The 16,792-nt window shown below is 72.5% G+C and carries 16 protein-coding genes; 5 read left to right on the top strand and 11 right to left on the bottom strand.

What is annotated here, in order from left to right:
- The first annotated feature begins 576 nt into the window (after positions 1 to 576).
- The gene (locus tag OHA17_RS17100; RefSeq protein WP_398875826.1) at positions 577 to 1,404 is read left to right on the top strand and encodes a helix-turn-helix domain-containing protein; all 828 of its coding nucleotides are present in this window, start codon (positions 577 to 579) and stop codon (positions 1,402 to 1,404) included.
- A 119-nt stretch (positions 1,405 to 1,523) separates the two neighbouring features.
- Here the strand turns inward: OHA17_RS17100 and OHA17_RS17095 are convergent, their stop codons facing one another.
- Both OHA17_RS17095 and OHA17_RS17090 read right to left on the bottom strand, forming a co-directional pair.
- On the bottom strand, positions 1,524 to 2,288 hold the full coding sequence (locus OHA17_RS17095; RefSeq protein ID WP_053728841.1) for an SDR family NAD(P)-dependent oxidoreductase: 765 nt from the start codon (positions 2,286 to 2,288) through the stop codon (positions 1,524 to 1,526).
- A 307-nt stretch (positions 2,289 to 2,595) separates the two neighbouring features.
- Positions 2,596 to 2,931 carry a YnfA family protein gene (locus OHA17_RS17090; RefSeq protein ID WP_053728840.1) on the bottom strand — a complete coding sequence of 112 codons (336 nt, stop codon included), beginning with the start codon at positions 2,929 to 2,931 and terminating at the stop codon, positions 2,596 to 2,598.
- A 118-nt stretch (positions 2,932 to 3,049) separates the two neighbouring features.
- Here OHA17_RS17090 and OHA17_RS17085 point away from each other — a divergent pair, with 118 nt between their 5' ends.
- Positions 3,050 to 3,697: a hypothetical protein gene (locus tag OHA17_RS17085; RefSeq protein WP_406507342.1), complete on the top strand. Its 648-nt coding sequence runs from the start codon at positions 3,050 to 3,052 to the stop codon at positions 3,695 to 3,697.
- Between the two features lie 47 nt (positions 3,698 to 3,744).
- On the opposite strand, the gene OHA17_RS17080 is transcribed toward OHA17_RS17085, so the two are convergent.
- Entirely contained in the window at positions 3,745 to 5,286 is a 1,542-nt protein-coding gene (locus tag OHA17_RS17080; RefSeq protein ID WP_406507341.1) for an FAD-dependent monooxygenase, read from the bottom strand.
- Between the two features lie 105 nt (positions 5,287 to 5,391).
- On the opposite strand from OHA17_RS17080, the gene OHA17_RS17075 reads away from it, so the two are divergent.
- Together OHA17_RS17075 and OHA17_RS17070 are read left to right on the top strand one after the other, a co-directional pair.
- A complete protein-coding gene (locus OHA17_RS17075) occupies positions 5,392 to 5,970 on the top strand; it encodes a TetR family transcriptional regulator (protein ID WP_406510742.1) in 579 nt (192 codons plus the stop codon).
- Positions 5,971 to 6,037: 67 nt separating this feature from the next.
- Entirely contained in the window at positions 6,038 to 6,538 is a 501-nt protein-coding gene (locus tag OHA17_RS17070; RefSeq protein ID WP_406507340.1) for a MarR family winged helix-turn-helix transcriptional regulator, read from the top strand.
- A gap of 86 nt (positions 6,539 to 6,624) precedes the next feature.
- On the opposite strand, the gene OHA17_RS17065 is transcribed toward OHA17_RS17070, so the two are convergent.
- A complete protein-coding gene (locus tag OHA17_RS17065; RefSeq protein WP_406507339.1) occupies positions 6,625 to 7,380 on the bottom strand; it encodes a Mut7-C RNAse domain-containing protein in 756 nt (251 codons plus the stop codon).
- 155 nt (positions 7,381 to 7,535) lie between these two features.
- On the bottom strand, positions 7,536 to 8,375 hold the full coding sequence (locus OHA17_RS17060) for an NAD(P)H-binding protein (RefSeq protein WP_406507338.1): 840 nt from the start codon (positions 8,373 to 8,375) through the stop codon (positions 7,536 to 7,538).
- A gap of 353 nt (positions 8,376 to 8,728) precedes the next feature.
- Between OHA17_RS17060 and OHA17_RS17055 the strand changes: the two genes are divergently transcribed.
- Positions 8,729 to 9,160, top strand: a complete 432-nt coding sequence (locus OHA17_RS17055) for a GNAT family N-acetyltransferase (RefSeq protein WP_406507337.1) — start codon at positions 8,729 to 8,731, stop codon at positions 9,158 to 9,160.
- Positions 9,161 to 9,193: 33 nt separating this feature from the next.
- Here OHA17_RS17055 and OHA17_RS17050 read toward each other — a convergent pair whose 3' ends face one another.
- From OHA17_RS17050 to modA, 6 genes are all read right to left on the bottom strand, one after another.
- Positions 9,194 to 9,733, bottom strand: a complete 540-nt coding sequence (locus tag OHA17_RS17050; protein WP_406507336.1) for a GNAT family N-acetyltransferase — start codon at positions 9,731 to 9,733, stop codon at positions 9,194 to 9,196.
- Between the two features lie 40 nt (positions 9,734 to 9,773).
- Positions 9,774 to 10,598 (bottom strand): DUF6597 domain-containing transcriptional factor, encoded by an 825-nt coding sequence (locus OHA17_RS17045; protein ID WP_406507335.1) that lies wholly within the window; start codon positions 10,596 to 10,598, stop codon positions 9,774 to 9,776.
- A 108-nt stretch (positions 10,599 to 10,706) separates the two neighbouring features.
- Positions 10,707 to 13,289 carry a magnesium-translocating P-type ATPase gene (gene mgtA, locus OHA17_RS17040; protein WP_406507334.1) on the bottom strand — a complete coding sequence of 861 codons (2,583 nt, stop codon included), beginning with the start codon at positions 13,287 to 13,289 and terminating at the stop codon, positions 10,707 to 10,709.
- Entirely contained in the window at positions 13,273 to 13,626 is a 354-nt protein-coding gene (locus tag OHA17_RS17035; RefSeq protein WP_053728831.1) for a metalloregulator ArsR/SmtB family transcription factor, read from the bottom strand. The genes mgtA and OHA17_RS17035 overlap by 17 nt, the downstream gene beginning before the upstream one ends.
- Before the next feature lie 71 nt (positions 13,627 to 13,697).
- Positions 13,698 to 15,728: an ABC transporter permease gene (locus OHA17_RS17030; RefSeq protein WP_406507333.1), complete on the bottom strand. Its 2,031-nt coding sequence runs from the start codon at positions 15,726 to 15,728 to the stop codon at positions 13,698 to 13,700.
- Between the two features lie 105 nt (positions 15,729 to 15,833).
- Positions 15,834 to 16,661, bottom strand: a complete 828-nt coding sequence (gene modA, locus OHA17_RS17025; RefSeq protein ID WP_406507332.1) for a molybdate ABC transporter substrate-binding protein — start codon at positions 16,659 to 16,661, stop codon at positions 15,834 to 15,836.
- Between the last annotated feature and the right edge of the window lie 131 nt (positions 16,662 to 16,792).

Here is a 16,792-nt window from a genome sequence, read left to right as displayed (position 1 = left end):
TGCCCCCGTTGCGACGTTGCGTGTGTGCGCCCTGCGTACGCGCGCACCCCGCTACCGCTTGATCCATGCACAGCCCATGAGTCAGCGTACCTGTGGGGTCTCTCCTGGCGGGTGCCTCGGTGGCCACCCGAAGGGGCGGGCGCCAAAGCTGTGCCCGGAGGGGCCGACCGTACCCGACCCGTCCATGAAAGGGCACACCTCGCCAATCACCTCCCGGCCCGCGTTCCGGCCGTGATGGCCGACGCCGTCCTCGCCCAGACCGCGGTGACCGCTGTGCTCCCAGCCCCTGACGCCTTCGGGCCCGTCCGGGGCCGCCCGGCTGTCGGCGGGCCGCGCCCCCGCCGGGCCGCGCCGGCCGCCCGGCGCCCCGCGGCCACCCCGTGCGCTCCGAGGAATCGATCCGCTCCGACAATGGAACGTACGCCGACCAGGGGACGCGCGCCGGGAAGCCGGTGCACGCCGATCACCCGGCCCGGAGCCGATGGCAGAGTCGGGACCGAGAGTCGGGAGCGGCTGTTCCAACCGCGCGGCCAATGGCGAAGTCGCCGGCCGCCCGTTACCGGGGGAGAACCACAGATGGACAAGCCCGCTCTGCGCTCTCTGCTGCGCGAGCGCCGCGCGCTGATCACGCCCGAGAGCCACGGGCTGAGCAGACCCACCCGGCAGGGGCGGCGGGCGCCCGGCCTGTCACAGGCCCAGATCGACCAGATCCTGCACCGCGCCCCCGACACCTACGGCCGCCTCGAATCCGGCCGCTACCCCAACCCGCCCGCGGACCTGCTGCAGGACGTGGCTCGCCTGCTCGGCATGAACGAGCAGGAGTGGATAGCCCTGTGGCGGTACTGCCTGGGTCAGGACCCGCCGTTCCCGCTGCATTCGCAGTCCGGAGAGGAGATCCCCGGCGTGTGGCAAGAGGCCGTCGACGGCATCGGACACATGGCGTACGTCAATGACCGGTCGTGGAACCTGCTCGCCCACAACGAGCGCTGGACCGAGATGTTCCCCGGCCGAAGGGTGCCGCAGAACACCATGCGGTGGATGGCGCTCGACCCCGCCGCCCGCGAGACCCTGACCGACTGGGAGCACTCCTGGGCGCCGCTGGTGCTGCCCCAGCTGCGGGCCGCGCTGGCGGCCGACCCCACCGACGAGACGCTGGCGCAGATCGAGAAGGAGGTCCTGGAGGACCCGCTCGCCGCCGGGATCTACAACAGGGCCAGCTCCTACCTCCACCTTGACGGCGACGAACGCCCTCTCAACCACGCGGCCCAGGGGCCGGGCTGGGTGACGATGTGCGCCGCCCAGCCGATGGCGGCCCCGGGCGCCCGCATGATCATCCTGGTGTTCCACGCGGGCGAGAAGCGGCGGCACACCCGGGCGCCGATGCTTCGGGCGAGGGTGCAGTAGGTCTGGCGGGGGTGGCGCCGGGCTTGGCCCCCGGCCGGCACCGGTGGGGTGGGCCGGGGTGCGGCTTTTGGGCGGCCGGGCTGTGGTGGGCCGGCGTGGGGCGGCCGGCCCGGACCCGGCTACAGCTCGCGGTGGACCTTGGTGTTGGAGGCCTGGGCGCGGGGTCGGACCACGAGCAGGTCGATGTTGACGTGGCTGGGCCGGGTGACCGCCCACGTGATGGTCTCGGCGACATCGTCGGCGGTGAGCGGCTCGGCCACGCCCGCGTACACCTTGGCGGCCTTCTCGGCGTCGCCGCGGAAGCGCGTCGTCGCGAACTCCTCCGTCTTCACCATGCCGGGCGCGATCTCGATGACCCGCACCGGGCGGCCGACGATCTCCAGACGGAGCGTCTCGGCGAGCACGCGGGCGCCGTTCTTCGCGGCCACGTAGCCGCCGCCTCCCTCATAGGTGGCGTGGCCCGCCGTGGAGGAGAGGATGACGACCGTGCCGTCGCCCGAGGCTTCGAGCGCGGGCAGCAGGGCCTGGGTGACATTGAGCGAGCCGATGACGTTCGTCTCGTACATCTGCCGCCAGTCGTCCGGGCTGCCGGTGGCGACCGGGTCCGCGCCGAGTGCGCCGCCCGCGTTGTTGACGAGCACCCCGATGGTGCGGAAGGCGGTGGCGAACTCGTCCACGGCGGCCCGGTCCGTCACGTCCAGCGCGTACGCCGTCGCCTGGTGGCCCGCCTCGTTGATCTCGGCGGCCAGCGCCTCGATGCGGTCCTTGCGGCGGGCGGTGACCACCACGCGGTACCCGGCGGCGGCCAGTTGGCGGGCGGTGGCGGCACCGATCCCGCTGCTCGCTCCGGTGACGACGGCGATCGGGGTCCCGGCGGCAGTCATGTCGTGCTCCTCGCGCGTGTGGCGACCGGCGCTGCGGTCGAGGGTGTGGCGGTGGTCGATGGGTTGTCGATCGACGGGTGGCGGTCGACGGGGTGGCGGTCGAAGGGCGGCGGTCGAAGAGGTGATCGAAACCGATACGCGGCCAGGATAGGCGGGGTGACGCGAGCGCGGCACGGCCGACCGGGACGGGCAGGGCTGAGCCGGGACGGGTGCGGTCGAGGGCGGGCGGTGCCGGGGTGGGCGGGTGCGTTCGGGCCGGGCCGGGCGGTGTCAGGGGTGGGCGGGGCGCGTCAGGGCGGGGCGATGTTCAACGGCCGCGCGGGGCGTACATGATCACGGCCATCCCGGCGAGGCAGATCAGGGCGCCGGTGATGTCCCAGCGGTCGGGCCGGTAGCCGTCCGCGACCATGCCCCAGGCGATCGAGCCCGCGACGAAGACACCGCCGTACGCGGCGAGGATCCGGCCGAACTCGGCGTCCGGCTGGAGCGTCGCCACGAAGCCGTAGATGCCGAGCGCGACGACTCCGGCGCCGATCCAGACCCAGCCCCTGTGCTCCCTGACGCCCTGCCAGACGAGCCAGGCCCCGCCGATCTCGAAGAGGGCGGCCAGGACGAACAGAAGAGCTGAGCGTGCGACGAGCATGGACTCAGGGTGGCATGGCGCGGGACCTCGTTCGGGACGGCGTTCGGGACGGCGTTGTTCGGGACCGCGTTCGGGGTGGCGTTCCTGGAAAATTTCGGGTGAAAGGTACCTTTCGCTCATGGTGGTTCGTGTGATGAACAGATCGAGCAGGGTGGGCGGAGCCGGAGCGCCCCACCGGGCCGGCGCCCGCCCGGCCGGCGCCCGTCCTGCCCGGGCCCGCGGAACTCTGGCAACGGTCTCCGTCGCCGTGCTCGTGGCGGCGACGCTGATCGTGACGGGCACGCCGAGCGGCGCGACCGGGACCGTCGGTGGTGCTGGGCCTGAAGGTGGTGTCGTCCCCGCCCCAGCAGCGCCCGCCCCAGCCGTGGCCGGCGGCGCCGTGGCCGAGGCGGATGTGTCGTATCACGGGCATGTCTCCCTCTGGAACGGCCGGGTCGGCGTCTGGCTCGCGACGGCCAACCACGGTCCTGCGCCGGTCTCGGGGGCCACCGTGCGGCTCCGGTTCTCGGTGGCTCTCGCCCCCGGCGCCACCCTGCCGCCGAGCTGTCTGCGTACCGGCCCGTCGATGGTGGAGTGCGGGACGGGCGCGATGCGGGCGGCGGGAACCGGCGTGCAGCTCGCCCTGGACGTGGCCACCGTCGGCATCCCGGCCGAGGTGGGCCTCGCCATCGACACCGTCTGGAGCGGCGGTACGAGCGACCGCAACCTGGCGAACAACACCCACCGCGTGCTGGCCCTGGCCACGGGCGACCCGTACACCTTCTGAACAACGGGGCGCACGGGGCGGGTTGGGCCTCCTGAGGCGGCCTGTCGTTACGCGCGCCCCGTCCAGCGAGTGAGGGCCGCGTGCAGGCCGGGCGCGTCCGGGCGGTCGCTCGCCCAGGCCACGTATCCGTCGGGGCGGACGAGCAGCGTGCTGCCGCGCCCGCTCTTCCAGTGGGCGCATATCGCCCCTTCCGGCGCCGCCACCCGGCCGTCCCGCGGTGTCACCAACACGAACTCGCCCCGCCGCAGCACCTCGTAGAGGCGGCCTTCCGCGAGCTCCAGGTCGGGGGCGCGCTTTCCGGCGAGCGGGTGCGATCCGCGCTCTGCCGCGTAGGAGATGCCGAGGCCGCTGATCATCCCGATCGCCTTGTCGGCGACAGGACGTACGACTTTGAGGAATCGGGTGATCGCTGAACGGCCCGCCCGCTGAAGGGGGTTGTGGGCCATGGCGAGCCGTACGAGCGCGCCGCTGGTGCGCAGCACCATCGCGCCGACCGGGTGGCGCTCGGCCTGATAGCTGTCGAGCAGGGCCTCGGCGTCGGCGGTGCGGCCCCGCAGTACGGCGGCGAGTTTCCAGGAGAGGTTCGCGGCGTCCTGGAGGCCGGTGTTCATGCCCTGGCCGCCGGCGGGGGAGTGGACGTGCGCGGCGTCCCCGGCGAGGAAGACCCGGCCGACCCGGTAGGCCGGAGCCTGCCGCTCGTCGCTGTGGAAGCGGGAGATCCAGCGGGCGTCGTGCATCCCGTAGTCGGTGCCGAAGGCCTCGCGGGCGATCGTGCGGAGCTCGTCGAGGTCTACGGGGGCGGTGTCGGGGACCTGGCGGTTCCGGCTCCACCCCATGACCCGGTAGTAGCCGTCGCCGAAGGGGGCGACGAGGGCGAAGGAGTCGCCCGAGCCGTTGACGGTGAGCATGTCCTCCGGCTCCTCGGTGAGCCGCACGTCCGCAAGGACGATCGAGCGGATCACGGCCACGCCGGGGAACGGCAGGCCGAGCGCCTCGCGGACACCGCTGCGCACGCCGTCGGTGCCGACGAGATAGCGGGCCCGGACCGATACGGGCTCCCCGGTGTCTGCGCCGCGCAGCTCGGCGGTCACCCCCTCGCCGTCCTGGCGGAGGCTCAACAGCTCGGTGCCGTAACGGAATTGGACTCCTTCGGACAAGGCGCGCCGCTCAAGGAGCTGCTCCACCTCGTACTGCGGAGCGATCAACACGTACGGGAAGCGCGTGCGCAGCCTGTTCAGGTCGAGGGTGAGGCGGCCGAACATGTTCATCTGTCCCATGACCCTGCCCCGCTTGACCAACTCGTCGGCCAGGCCGCGGGCGTCGAGCATTTCCAGCGTGCGCGCGTGGACGCCGAAGGCGCGCGTCATGTTGCTGATCCCGTGCGGCCGGCGCTCCGCGACGGTGACGCTCAGGCCCGCGGCGGCCAGGTCACCCGCGAGCAACAGCCCGGTCGGCCCCGCGCCGACCACGAGGACGTCGCTGATTAAGGGGCCTTCGGGTCGAGTCGCGCGCGGGGAACTTGCGGTATCGGGCGAGTCGGATGAGTTCGTCGAGCCGGTGGAGCCGGACGAGTTGGTGGTGTCGTTCATGGCTGCCTCCTCGGGTGCCAACGGTTGTTGGTCAACACTTGTTGGCAAATGTAGAACCATCCCGACTGGCATGTCAACACCCGTTGGCCTACAGTCGTTGGCATGATGACCGAAGCCTCCGCCGGAGGCCCTCGCCGCACCTCCGAAGCCACCAAGGCCGCGATCCTCGAAGCCGCCCGCGAGCGCTTCGCGTCCGACGGCTACGAGCGCGCGACCATCCGGGCCATCGCCCGGGACGCGGGGATCGACCCGTCGATGGTGATGCGTTACTACGGGAACAAGGAGGGACTGTTCGCCGCCGCCTCCGAGATGGACCTGGGCCTGTCCGACCTGGGGGGACTGCCCGGCAAGCACATCGGAGCCGTGCTCGTCACGCACTTCCTCGACCGCTGGGAGGCCGACGACGTACTCACCGCCCTGCTGCGGGTCGGCGTCACCAACGCGGCCGGCGCCGAGCGGATGCGGACGATATTCGCCGAGCAGATGATCCCGGTCGCCGCCGGTGTCTGCCCCGACCCCGCCGACGCCCCGCGCCGCGCCGCGCTGGTCTCCTCGCAGATCCTGGGCATGGCGATGGCCCGCTATGTACTGCGCTTCCCGCCCGCGGTCGCGATGTCCCGCGAAGAAGTGATCGCCTGGCTGGCCCCCACGGTGCAGCGCTACCTCACGACCGAGCAGCCGTAGGCCTCCGCCGTGCAGAGGCTCTGCCGTGCCCTGCGCCCGCGAGTCCTCTGCGCCGTACACTTTCTGCATGGCACAGAAGAAGAGCCCCGGGGGCCGGGACCGCGCCGAGCGGGCCGATCTGATGCGCGACCTGGGCGCCGTCTCGCGCCGCTACATGGCCTCGTACGCGCTCTTCAACCAGGCGCTCGCCGACCATCTGGGGCTGCACCCGACGGATCTCCAGTGCCTCAACCTGCTGGGGCTCGAACCCGGGCCCGTCACCACGGGGCGGATCGCCGGACTGACCGGGCTCACCACCGGTTCCGCGACCCGGCTCGTCGACCGCCTGGAGAAGGCCGGGTACGTGACGCGGCGCCGGGACACCGAGGATCGCAGGAAAGTGCTCGTCGAGGTGGTGCCCGAGCGGATGGCGGAGCTCGGCAAGGTCTGGGGCCGGCTCAACGGCGCCTGGTGGGAGATGTTCGACGCGTACGAGGACGATGAGATCGCGCTCATCGCCACCCATATGCGCCGGACCGTCGACCTCAGCGCGGCCCAGGTCGAACGCCTCAGGAGCGGGCAGCTCTGAAGTCGTTAATGGGTGATGGCCCCAATGGGCCGTCTGCCGTTGGAAGTTGAAGGCAACAATTCCCGGCCGACAGGCCCGGGCCGTCGCTATCCGGCCCGGTCCGCCGGGCAGGTCCCGGCTGTGCCGAACTCGCGGACGGCCTCGTCGACGATCGCCTCAAGGCCGGCGTGGTGAGCCCCTCGCCAGTAGACGCGCTCGCAGGAGCCGCACTCCGCGAAGACGTCGTACGTGGTGCGGGTGCCGTGTTCCAGGCGCTCGCCCACCGTGTCCTTGTCGGCCTCCCGCAGCGGTGCGTTGCAGGCGGTGCAGCGGGTCCAGGGCGCGAGGGCCGGGGCGAACCGGCCCAGCACGTCCCGGAGTTGCTCGTCGGTGCGGTGGCTGTAGACGTACGCCCCGGCCCACAGCTCCCTGCGGTGAAGCAGCCCGCGGTCCCGGGAGAGCAGGACGCGCTGCTCCCGCGCGGAGAGCGCGGCGAGCGCCGGGTCCCCGATGTCCTCGCTCTCGTAAGCCGCGTCGACGCCGAGCAGCCTCAACCGGCGTGCCAGCGTGCCGAGATGGACGTCGAGGAGGAAGCGGAGCGGGGCGCCCGGCACCTTCTGCGGGCGTTCGACGGCGCGCACCTCGATGAACTCGCCCGCCGCCGGGATGTGCGAGACCGGGACCTCGCGGCCGTCGGCGAGCAGCCGGCCGGCCTCGGTGAGCGGAACGCCCAGCGATTCGACGACGTGGCCGAGGGTGGACACGCCGTCGGTCACGACGGCGCTGCGCCCCTCGCGGCGCTTCGTCGGAACGAAGAGCCGCAGCTCAGGGGCGAAGTCGATATGGATCTCCGGTCCGTTCACGCGGTCAGGATCGCATTGCCGCGGGGGCGGGGGCCAGGGATTTCGGGGCGCGCCCCGGTGCTCACGCCGGAGCACCGGGGGCTCGCTCGTGGTGCGGGTGTTCGCCAGGGGGTGTCCGGCGGGCGCGGCCCCGGCCCTGCCCCGCCGACCGTCCCCTACGGGCGGAAGGCGTCCGCGTTTTCGCCGGCCCAGGCGGCGAAGGTGCGGGCCGGGTGACCGGTCAGCTCCTCGACCGTGGTGGTGACGGAGTCGGGCCGGCCCTCGTGCGCGGCGAAGTAGCCGAGCAGCGCGTCCGCGACGGTCGGGGGGATGAAGTCGGCCATCGACTCCTTCCAGGCCGCGCCGCTCACGGCGTTGACGCCGATCGGCCGGCCGGTGGCCTCGGCGACCACCGCGACCTGCTCGGCGGCGCTGAGGGAGGCGGGCCCGGTGAGGTGGTAGGCGCGGCCGCGCAGCTCGGGCCTGGTGAGGACGGCGAGCGCGGCCTCCGCGATGTCGGCCTCGTGGATGGGGCTGGTCTGCGCCTCGGGGTAGGGGAGGTCCACGGTGCCGGACGACTTGGCCGCCCAGGCCCAGCCGAGCGCGTTGCCCGCGAAGGCGCCGGGCTGCAGGAAGGTCGACTGGATGCCGGAACGTTCGAGGCCGCGCTCGACGGCGAGGTGCATGGCCGCGATGGCGTTCGTGTCGGCGTCGGTGTCGAGCACGGAGCTGGAGGACAGCAGCGCGATGTGCTGGACCCCGGCGGCCTTCGCCTCGGCGAGGAACGCCTCGATGTGCTTCGGGTTGGCGTACAGGAAGACCGACTCGACCCCGGCCAGCGCGGCCGGGAACGTCGCAGGGTCGTCGAGGTCGAGGACGACGCGCTCCACGCCGTCCGGAAGGGTCAGCTTGTCGGGGCTGGCGGAGGCCGCGCGAACGGCGATACCGCGCTCCCGAAGCAGCGGGATGAGGGTGGCGGCGACCTTGCCGCGGCTGCCGGTGATCAGGACCGTCATGGTGGAAATACCCTTCGGGCAAAGGAAGTTGAGGGACTACGGCAGTACTGACACGCAAGGAACGAGCCTACGTCGCAGCCGCCTGGTCGGGGCGGGCGCCGACGTGGTGGGCGCGTGATGCGAGGCCTCGGCGGGTGCCGCCCGGGCGTCGACGGGGGTGTCGGTGGCCCTCCGGCGGGCTGGGGCTTCGCCATTAGGTTGCATTGTGCAGAATCTGCGTTACGCAGATAAATATCCTCGACGAGGCCGCACTCGTCAAGCGCGTTCCGACGGCGGGGCCGGGGCCGGCCGGGGCTGGCCGGTCAGAGCAGCGTCAAGCGGTGCCGGGCAGGGCGGGGCCTTACCCTTCCCGCATGAAGATCATTGACCTTGAGCCGGGCGACCCGCGGCTGACGGACGACCTGCTGCCGGTACTCAGCGAGCTCCGCCCGCACCTCACCGATGAACTCTTCGCCGAGATCTACGGGGAGGGGCACGCCCAGGGGCTGCGCTTCACCGCCGCCTACGGCGACGACGGGGCCTGCGTCGGCGCCGCCGGGTGGCGGATCATCGTCAACACCAGCGCGGTCCGCAAGCTGTACGTCGACGACCTGGTCACCGCCGCGAGCGCCCGCTCCACCGGCGTGGGGCACGCCCTCCTCGCGCACCTGGAGGGCCACGCGAGGGCGGCCGGCTGCACCTCCCTCAACCTCGACTCCGGCACCCACCGCACCGACGCTCACCGCTTCTACTTCCGCGAGCGCATGGCGGTGACGGCCTTCAACTTCGACAAGCGGCTGGACTGATCCCGGCGGGCGAGGGAGGCGGCCCGGACGGGGTCAGCCCCCGGCCCCCAGATCCATCCGCCAGTCGTTGGAGCGGAGCCAGGTGCCCGGCGGGTACTCGAACTCGACCTCTCCCGCCCACTCGAACCCGGCCTTGCGGCACGTGCTGTTGGACGCGGTGTGGTCCACGGACGGGTAGGCGTGCAGTCGGAGCCGGCCGCCCGCGGCACGGGCCTCCGCCACGACCGCCAGGAGCGCCGCGACGGCCAGGCCGCGGCCCTGGAACTCGGGGAGGATGCCGTACCCCGTCTCGTACACCGCCTCGCCCTGCCATATGCGCGGCCAGTACCCGACCGATCCGACGGTCTCGCCCGTTCCGTCGAGGACGACCTTGAATATCCGGCCCTCGGTGGCCGGGCGGGCGCTCATCGCCTTGTACTTGTCGTGCCGGGACAGCACCTTCTCCTCGGACTCCGGGCCGCCGAGGTGGTCGGTCATCTCCGGTGCGTTCTTCCTCCGGAGCAGGCCGAGGTCGCCGTCCGACCAGGCTTCGAGACGGATGTGCGGGGGAACTTCACGGGTCGTGTCGCTCATGTCGAAAACAGTAAACGCCGGGTCTGACAACGGCCGTTGATCAGGCGCGGGAGGCCCCGGGGCGCAGGGCCGAGGGCGGCACGCCGAGGGTGGCGGTGAAGTCCCGTACGAGATGGGCCTGGTCGGCGTAGCCCAGCTCGGCGGCCAGCCGGGCCCAGTCGACGGCGTCGTCGGATTCGGCGTGTTCGAGGGCCTCGTGGATGCGGTAGCGCAGCACGACCCACTTCGGGCCGACGCCCACGTAGGCCGCGAAGAGCCGTTGCAGGGAACGCGCGGACAGCCCGGCCTCGCGGGCGAGTGCGCCGACCCGGCGGACCGTGCGGTCGTGGCGGATGCGGTCGACCAGTTCCATCGCGAGCTCCGCCTGCAGGTCGGGCCGCGAATCGAGGCCGAGCAGGAAGGCGTCGAGGGCGGCGACCCGGTCCTCGTCCCGGTCGGGCGAGAGCACCGCCGTGGGGTCGGCGGTGGGGAACACCGGGTCGGCCGGGATCACCCGGTCCGTCCACTCCGACACCAAGAACCCCGGCGCGAAGGGCCGGAAGCCGCCCGGCCGGAACTGGATTCCGCACACCCGTCCTCGGCCCGCCAACTTCCGCGTGTCCAGGGCGAGTCCGACCCCCGAGAGCTCCAGGAAGTCGGGCCGGCTCTCGTCGTACCGCTGGAAGACCAGGTTGATGGAGGGGTGCGGCACCACGTGCGAGGCATACGGCTGGGGCAGGTCCCAGTCGATCAGCCAGTAGTGCTCCAAGTAGGGGCGCAACTCGGGCGCCGGTTCATGGCGGCGGAACCGTACGTGCGCGAAGAGATCGGCGGCGTCGACGATGCCCCGGGTGTCGCGCCGCGGGCCGGAGTTCTGCGCTGGCATGGGCCGATCCTATGAAGCGGCCGCCTCCTTGGGAGGGCGTGCTTTGCGCGGAGTCACATCCGAGTCGGCATCCCCCAAGGGGAGCGGCGGCTCCGAACCGGCTGCCTCCTACGGAGTGGCTGTGCGCCGGGCCCGTCGGGCGAACCAGTACAGCGCGCCCGCGTACAGGGCGAGCACCAGGGCGAGCAGCGGGTAGTAGGCCAGGGGCAGCGCGGCCATGCCGATGAGCGGGCCCAGGGGTGAGAGCGGAAGCAGCAGACCGGTCAGCGCGAGGACGCCGGCGGTGATGGGGATCCCGCCGCCGCGGCCCGTGCGCAGCAGGACCATGACCAGGGCCTGGGTCAGCAGGTTCTCCGTGAACCAGCCCGCGTGGAAGGCCGTCTCGGCTCGGGTGTCGCTCACCGCCCAGACGAGTACCGCGAAGGTCGCGAGGTCGGCGACGGCGTTGAGCACGCCGAACCCGGTGACGGAGGCGAGGACTTCGCGGGGCCGCAGCTTCAGCGGGCGGCGCAGCGCCCCGTCCTGCGGCCGGTCGTACGCGAAGGCCAGCTGGGCGGCGTCGAAGCACAGGTTCTGGACCAGGACCTGGGCCGGCAGCATGGGCAGGAACGGCAGCAGCAGACCGGCGGTCAGCATCGCGATGACGTTGCCGAGGTTTGAGGAGAGTGTGATCCGCAGATAGCCCGCGATGGTGGCGCCGCTGCTGCGCCCCGCCACGACGGCGTGGTCGAGCGAGGTCAGATCCTTCGCCGCGAGCACGACGTCCGCCGTCTCGCGGGCCACGTCCACGGCCTCGGGTGGGCAGATGCCGACGTCACAGGCGCGCAGGGCGGGCAGGTCGTTGACGCCGTCGCCGAGGAATCCGGTGACGTGTCCACGTTCGCGCAGGACCCGTACGATCCGGGCCTTCTGTTCGGGGGAGCAGCGGGCGAAGACAGTACTACTGTCGGCGAGTTCGCCCAGTTCGGCGTCGCTGAGGGCGTCGAAGGAGGCGGCGGTGACGACCTCGCCGGGCTCCAGGCCGAGCTCGCGGCAGGCGCGGGCGGCGGTGCCGGGGTGGTCGCCGGTCAGCACCTTCACGGCGACGCCTCTGTGGCGGAGGGCGCTGAGCGCGTCGGCCGCGGTCTCCGCCGTCGCGTCGCGCAGCCCGACCAGGCCCTGGAGGCTCAGCCCGCGCTCGTCCCCGGTGGTGTACGGGCGCCTGGCGGCGGGCCGTTCGGCGAGCGCCACCGCGAGGACGCGCAGTCCGTCGGAGGCGAGGCGTTCGGTGAGCGCCAGCGCCCGGTCCCGTTCGTCGCCGGTGAGCGCGCACCGTTCCAGGACGTCCTCGACCGCGCCCTTGACCACCAGGGTGTGGTGGCCGAGCCGGTGCGGTGTGTTGACCACGGCGGTGGACAGGCGGCGTATCGGGTCGAAGGGGAGGGCGGTGACGGCGTCGTACTCCAGGGCGTCCAGGCCTCCGGGGAAACGGTCCTCGGCGGCATCCAGGAGGGCCTCGTCGAGGGCGTCGGCGCTGGGCAGTTCGGCGAGCTGCAACGTCCACAGGCTGTTGACGGCGGCCCAGTGCAGCACCGAGTCGTCGGGGGCGCCGGCCGCGTCCAGCGCGCAGTCCAGAACGGGCCGGTCCTGGGTCAGGGTGCCGGTCTTGTCGAGGCAGACGACGTCGACGGCGCCCAGGTCGTGCAGCGCGGGCAGCCGCTTGACGATCACCTGGTGGGTGCGGGCCAGCGCGGAGGCGCCCCGCGCGAGGGTGGTCGTCACGATGACCGGCAGCATCTCGGGCGTGAGCCCGACCGCGACCGCCACCGCGAACGGCAGCGTCTCCAGACCCCGGCCGCGGAGCGCGGCGTTGGCCATCAGGACCAGCGGCGGGGTGAGCAGCATGAAACGGATCAGGATCCAGGAGACGCCGTACACCGACCGGTCGAAGGCGGTCGTGCGCCGGTCGTTGCCGGGCAGCCTGTCGGCCTTCGCGAACCGGGTGTCCGCACCGGTCGCGACCACCACGCCGGTGCCGCTGCCGGAGGCGACGCTGCTGCCCTGGAAGCAGACTTCGGGCCGGTCGAAGTCCTGGGCCTCGACGGCGCGCGCCCGTGTCTGCGCGAAGGGCTCGTCCACGGGGTACTTGGGGACCGGCGCGGACTCCCCGGTCAGCGCGGCCTGATGCATCGTCAGGCCGGTGGCCCGCAGCAGCCGCAGATCCGCCGGTACGAGATCGCCGGGCGCCAGGCGCACCACATCGCCCGGCACGACCTGATCCACGGGTACCTCGCGCGACACCGGCGCCGCGTCGTCGGCCGTCCTGCGCAGCACGGTCGCGGTGCTCGCCACCAGCTCCCGCAGCCCGGCCGCCGACCGGTCGGCGCGGTGCTCGCCGGCCGCCCGCAGCGCACAGCTCACCACCACGAGCACCGCGATGACCGCGGCCGTGGCCCAGGCGGCGACCGCCGCGGAGACCAGCGCGAGGCAGGCGAGGACAGCCGTGAAGGGGTCGCGCAGACTGCGGAAGAAAATGACCGGGAGGGAGGGAACTCGGCGCGCGGGAAGGACGTTTTCCCCATACCGCGTGAGTCGTTTCTCGGCCTCCGACTCCACCAGCCCCCGGGGGCCGGAGCCGAGCGAACGCAGCAGCTGCAGAGGAGTGCTCTTTGACAACTGCAGAGAAGAGATCCGCTCAGGCGCCCAGGTCACGGACGAGTCCCGACGGTCCCGGCAGCTTTACGCCCCCGCCAAGCCGGGCCACCAGCCAGCGCACCATCTGGGCCACATCGGGGTCGTCGACGAGATAGACGACCCGGCGCCCCTCCCGCCGGGACCGGACGAGCCCCGCGAGTTTCAGCTTCGCCAGATGCTGACTGACGGCCGGCAGCGCACCGCCGACCCTCTCGGCCAGCCCCGACACATCGGACTCGCCGTGGCTCAGCGTCCACATGATGTGCAGCCGCGCGGGCGAGGCAAGGAGTCCGAAGACGCCCGCTGCCTCGCCGAGCACCTCGGCCGACGGGTCGGTGCTGCTCGTGGTCGTCACCGTCGTCTCCCGTCGCCTAGGTGTGGTGGCCGTTCCTGTCGCCCCCGGGCAGCCAGTCTAGGGGCGCCGGCTCACAGGGATACGAGGGTCACCTCGGTTGCCTTCACGCTCGACCACACGGCCGCGCCCTCCACCAGGCCCAGCTCGGCGGCCGCCTGCGGGGTGACCTCCGCGATCAGGTCGGGCGATTCGGCGGACCCGATGAGCACCCGCAGCCTGCTCCCGCTCGCCGTGATCTCCCGCACGGTGCCCGGCCAGACATTGCGGGGGCTGCCGTCGGGACGCTTGCGGTGCACGGACACCGCCTCCGGCGCGATGATCGCCAACGCCCTGCTGCCCTCGTGCAGTTGCTCGGCCGCGACGATCCGCCCGCCGCCGGTCAGTACGAGACCGTCGCCGTTCGCTTCCCCGGCCCAGGCGTTGCGGCCCAGCATCCGGGCCACCCAGGGGGAGCGGGGATTCCGGGTGACCTCGGTGGGCGGCGCGTCCTGGAGGGTGCGTCCGGCATCCAGGACGAGGACGCGGTCCGCCAGGGAGACCGCCTCGACCGGGTCGTGGGTGACGATCAGGCAGACCCCGGCGAACCCGGCCAGGTGGGTGCGCAAGGTGTGGCGGACGTGGGCCCGGGTGGTCTGGTCGAGGGCCGCGAGCGGCTCGTCCAGGAGCAGCAGCCGGGGGCGGGCGGCCAGCGCCCGCGCGAGGGCGACGCGCTGGGCCTGTCCACCCGAGAGCTGGGCGGGCTTGCGGTGGGCGAGGTGGCCGACGCCGAGCCGGTCGAGCCAGCGCTGGGCGGCGGCGCGGGCCTCGCCGCGGGCCACACCCTGGGCGCGCAGCCCGTACGCCGTGTTGGCGAGCGCGGTCAGATGCGGGAACAGCGCGCCGTCCTGGGGCACCCAGGCGACCCCGCGCTTGTGGGGCGGCAGGGTCGTGACGTCGAGGTCACCGAGGCGCAGTTCGGCGTGGGCGCGGGGGGTGAGGCCGAGCAGGGCCCGCAGCAGGGTGGTCTTGCCGGCGCCGTTCTCGCCGACGACGGCGATGGTGATGCCGGGGTCCGCTTTCAGTGTCAGCTCGTTGAAGCCGGTCACCTCGGCGTGCAGCGACCAACTCTGCGCCGATTCAAGGGAGTTGAGATCCTCGATGGGCTGCGGGGTGTGTCCGGCGCCTTCCGGCTCGCCCTCGGGGAAGCCGGCCGCGCCCCAGGGTGCGGAGTCGGAATCGGCCGGGTTGGTCAGCGCCGGGCCGGAGTCCAGCGCGGAGGGGTCCGCAAGTGCGGCGCTGGCCGGCGAGCCGCCCCGTACCGAGGCGGATCCGGTCCAGCGGCCGCGCAGGGCGATGAGCACTGCCATGGCGATGGCGAGCAGGAGCAGGGAGACCGAGGTCGCGGCCTCGGGGGAGTCCTGGAGGAGGAGGTAGACCTGGAGGGGCAGGGTCTGCGTGGTGCCGGGGAGGTTGCCGGCGAAGGTGATGGTGGCGCCGAACTCGCCGAGCGCGCGGGCCCAGGTGAGTGCCGCGCCCGCCGCGAGACCCGGCGCGACCATGGGCAGGGTCACGGTGAGGAAGACGCGGAACGGGGAGGCGCCGAGCGAGGCGGCGGTCTCCTCGTAGCGGGGTCGCAGTCCGCCGAGCGCGCCCTCCAGGCTGATGACCAGGAACGGCATCGCGACGAAGGTGGCGGCGACGACGGCGCCGGAGGTGTGGAAGGGGAGGGTGATCCCGAAGGTGCCCTCCAGCCAGGGGCCGAGCAGGCCGCGTCGCCCGAAGCCGAGCAGCAGGGCGACGCCGCCGACCGTGGGCGGCAGCACCATGGGCAGCAGTACGAGCGAGCGCACCAGGGTCTTGCCGGGGAAGTCGACGCGGGCGAGCAGCCAGGCCAGGGGCACACCGAGAAGGAGGGAGAGGCCGAGCGCCCAGAAGGAGACGACCAGCGAGAGCCGCAGGGCTTCGGTGACATCGGGGCCGGTCAGGTGCGTGCCCAGTTCGCCCCACGAGGTGCGGGCCAGGATGCCGAGCAGCGGCATCAGCAGGAACGCGATGGCGAGCAGCGCGGGCAGGGCCAGCGCGGCGGGCGGGCGCCGGCGGGTGCGGGAGCGGCTGCGAGTCATGGGAGGGTCCCCGGTGTCCTGATGGCACGGAGTCTGCCCGCCCGGTGTGAACGGGCAGACTCCGTAAGGGAGTTGGAGCGGTTAAGGACAGGCCAGGCGCAGGGGTTACGGCTGCTGGAAGCCGGCGTCCTGGAGGATCTTCTGAGCCTCGGGGGTGGACAGCCACTTCACGAACGCCGCGGCGGCGTCGGCGTTCTTCGAGGTCTTGAGAGTGGCGGCCGGGTACTGCGCGACGGCGTTCTGCGCGTCCGGGATGTCGACCGTGTCGACCTTGCCCTTCGCGGAGGCGGCGTCGGTCTTGTAGACGATGCCCGCGTCGGCCTCGCCCAGCTCGACCTTGCTGAGCACGGCGCGGACGTTCGGCTCCTGGGAGACCGGCTTGACCGTGATCTTCTGGGCGTCGAGGACCTGCTTGCTGTAGCGGCCGACCGGCACCTCGGGAGCCGCGAGGACGACCTTCAGGTTGGGTTCGGACAGGTTCTTGAGGCCTTCGACCTTCTTCGGGTTGCCCTTGCCGGTCGCGATGACCAGGCGGTTCTTGGCGATGATCGACGAGTCGTTCACGTCGGCCTTCAGGCCGTCCATGGTCTTGGTGTCGGCGGTCACCAGGGCGTCGGCGGGGGCGCCCTGCTTCACCTGGGCGGCGAGCTCCTGTGAACCGGCGAAGGAGAACTTCACGTGGGTGCCCGGGTGCTCCTTCTCGTAGGCCGCGCCCGCCGCCTTGAAGACGTCGGTGAGCGAGGACGCCGCGAGGACGGTCAGCTGCGCCGCCTTCGGCTCGGAGCTGGAACTCCCGGACGGGGAGGCGGACTTGTCGCTTCCGCTGTCCTTGCTGCTACTGCTGCACGCGGCGGCCAGCGGGATGAGCAGGGCGGCCGAGACGACGGCCGCGGCGGCGCGGCGGCGCTTGGTGCTGAGAGCCGTGACAGACATGGGGTGGTGCTCCTTCGGATGCTTGTCGAGCCGCGCCGGGAGGTGAGGGCTTCCCCTGCTTGCTGTCCTTGGTGGAGGTCCTTTTGCCGGACGTCCCTGCGAGGAACGAGGAGTGAGGAAGGGCGACGCCG

Source organism: Streptomyces sp. NBC_00212 (genome assembly GCF_045206365.1).
Lineage (GTDB): Bacteria > Actinomycetota > Actinomycetes > Streptomycetales > Streptomycetaceae > Streptomyces.
Note: the sequence above shows the minus strand (reverse complement) of the source record. Positions and strands in the feature narration are given on the sequence as shown.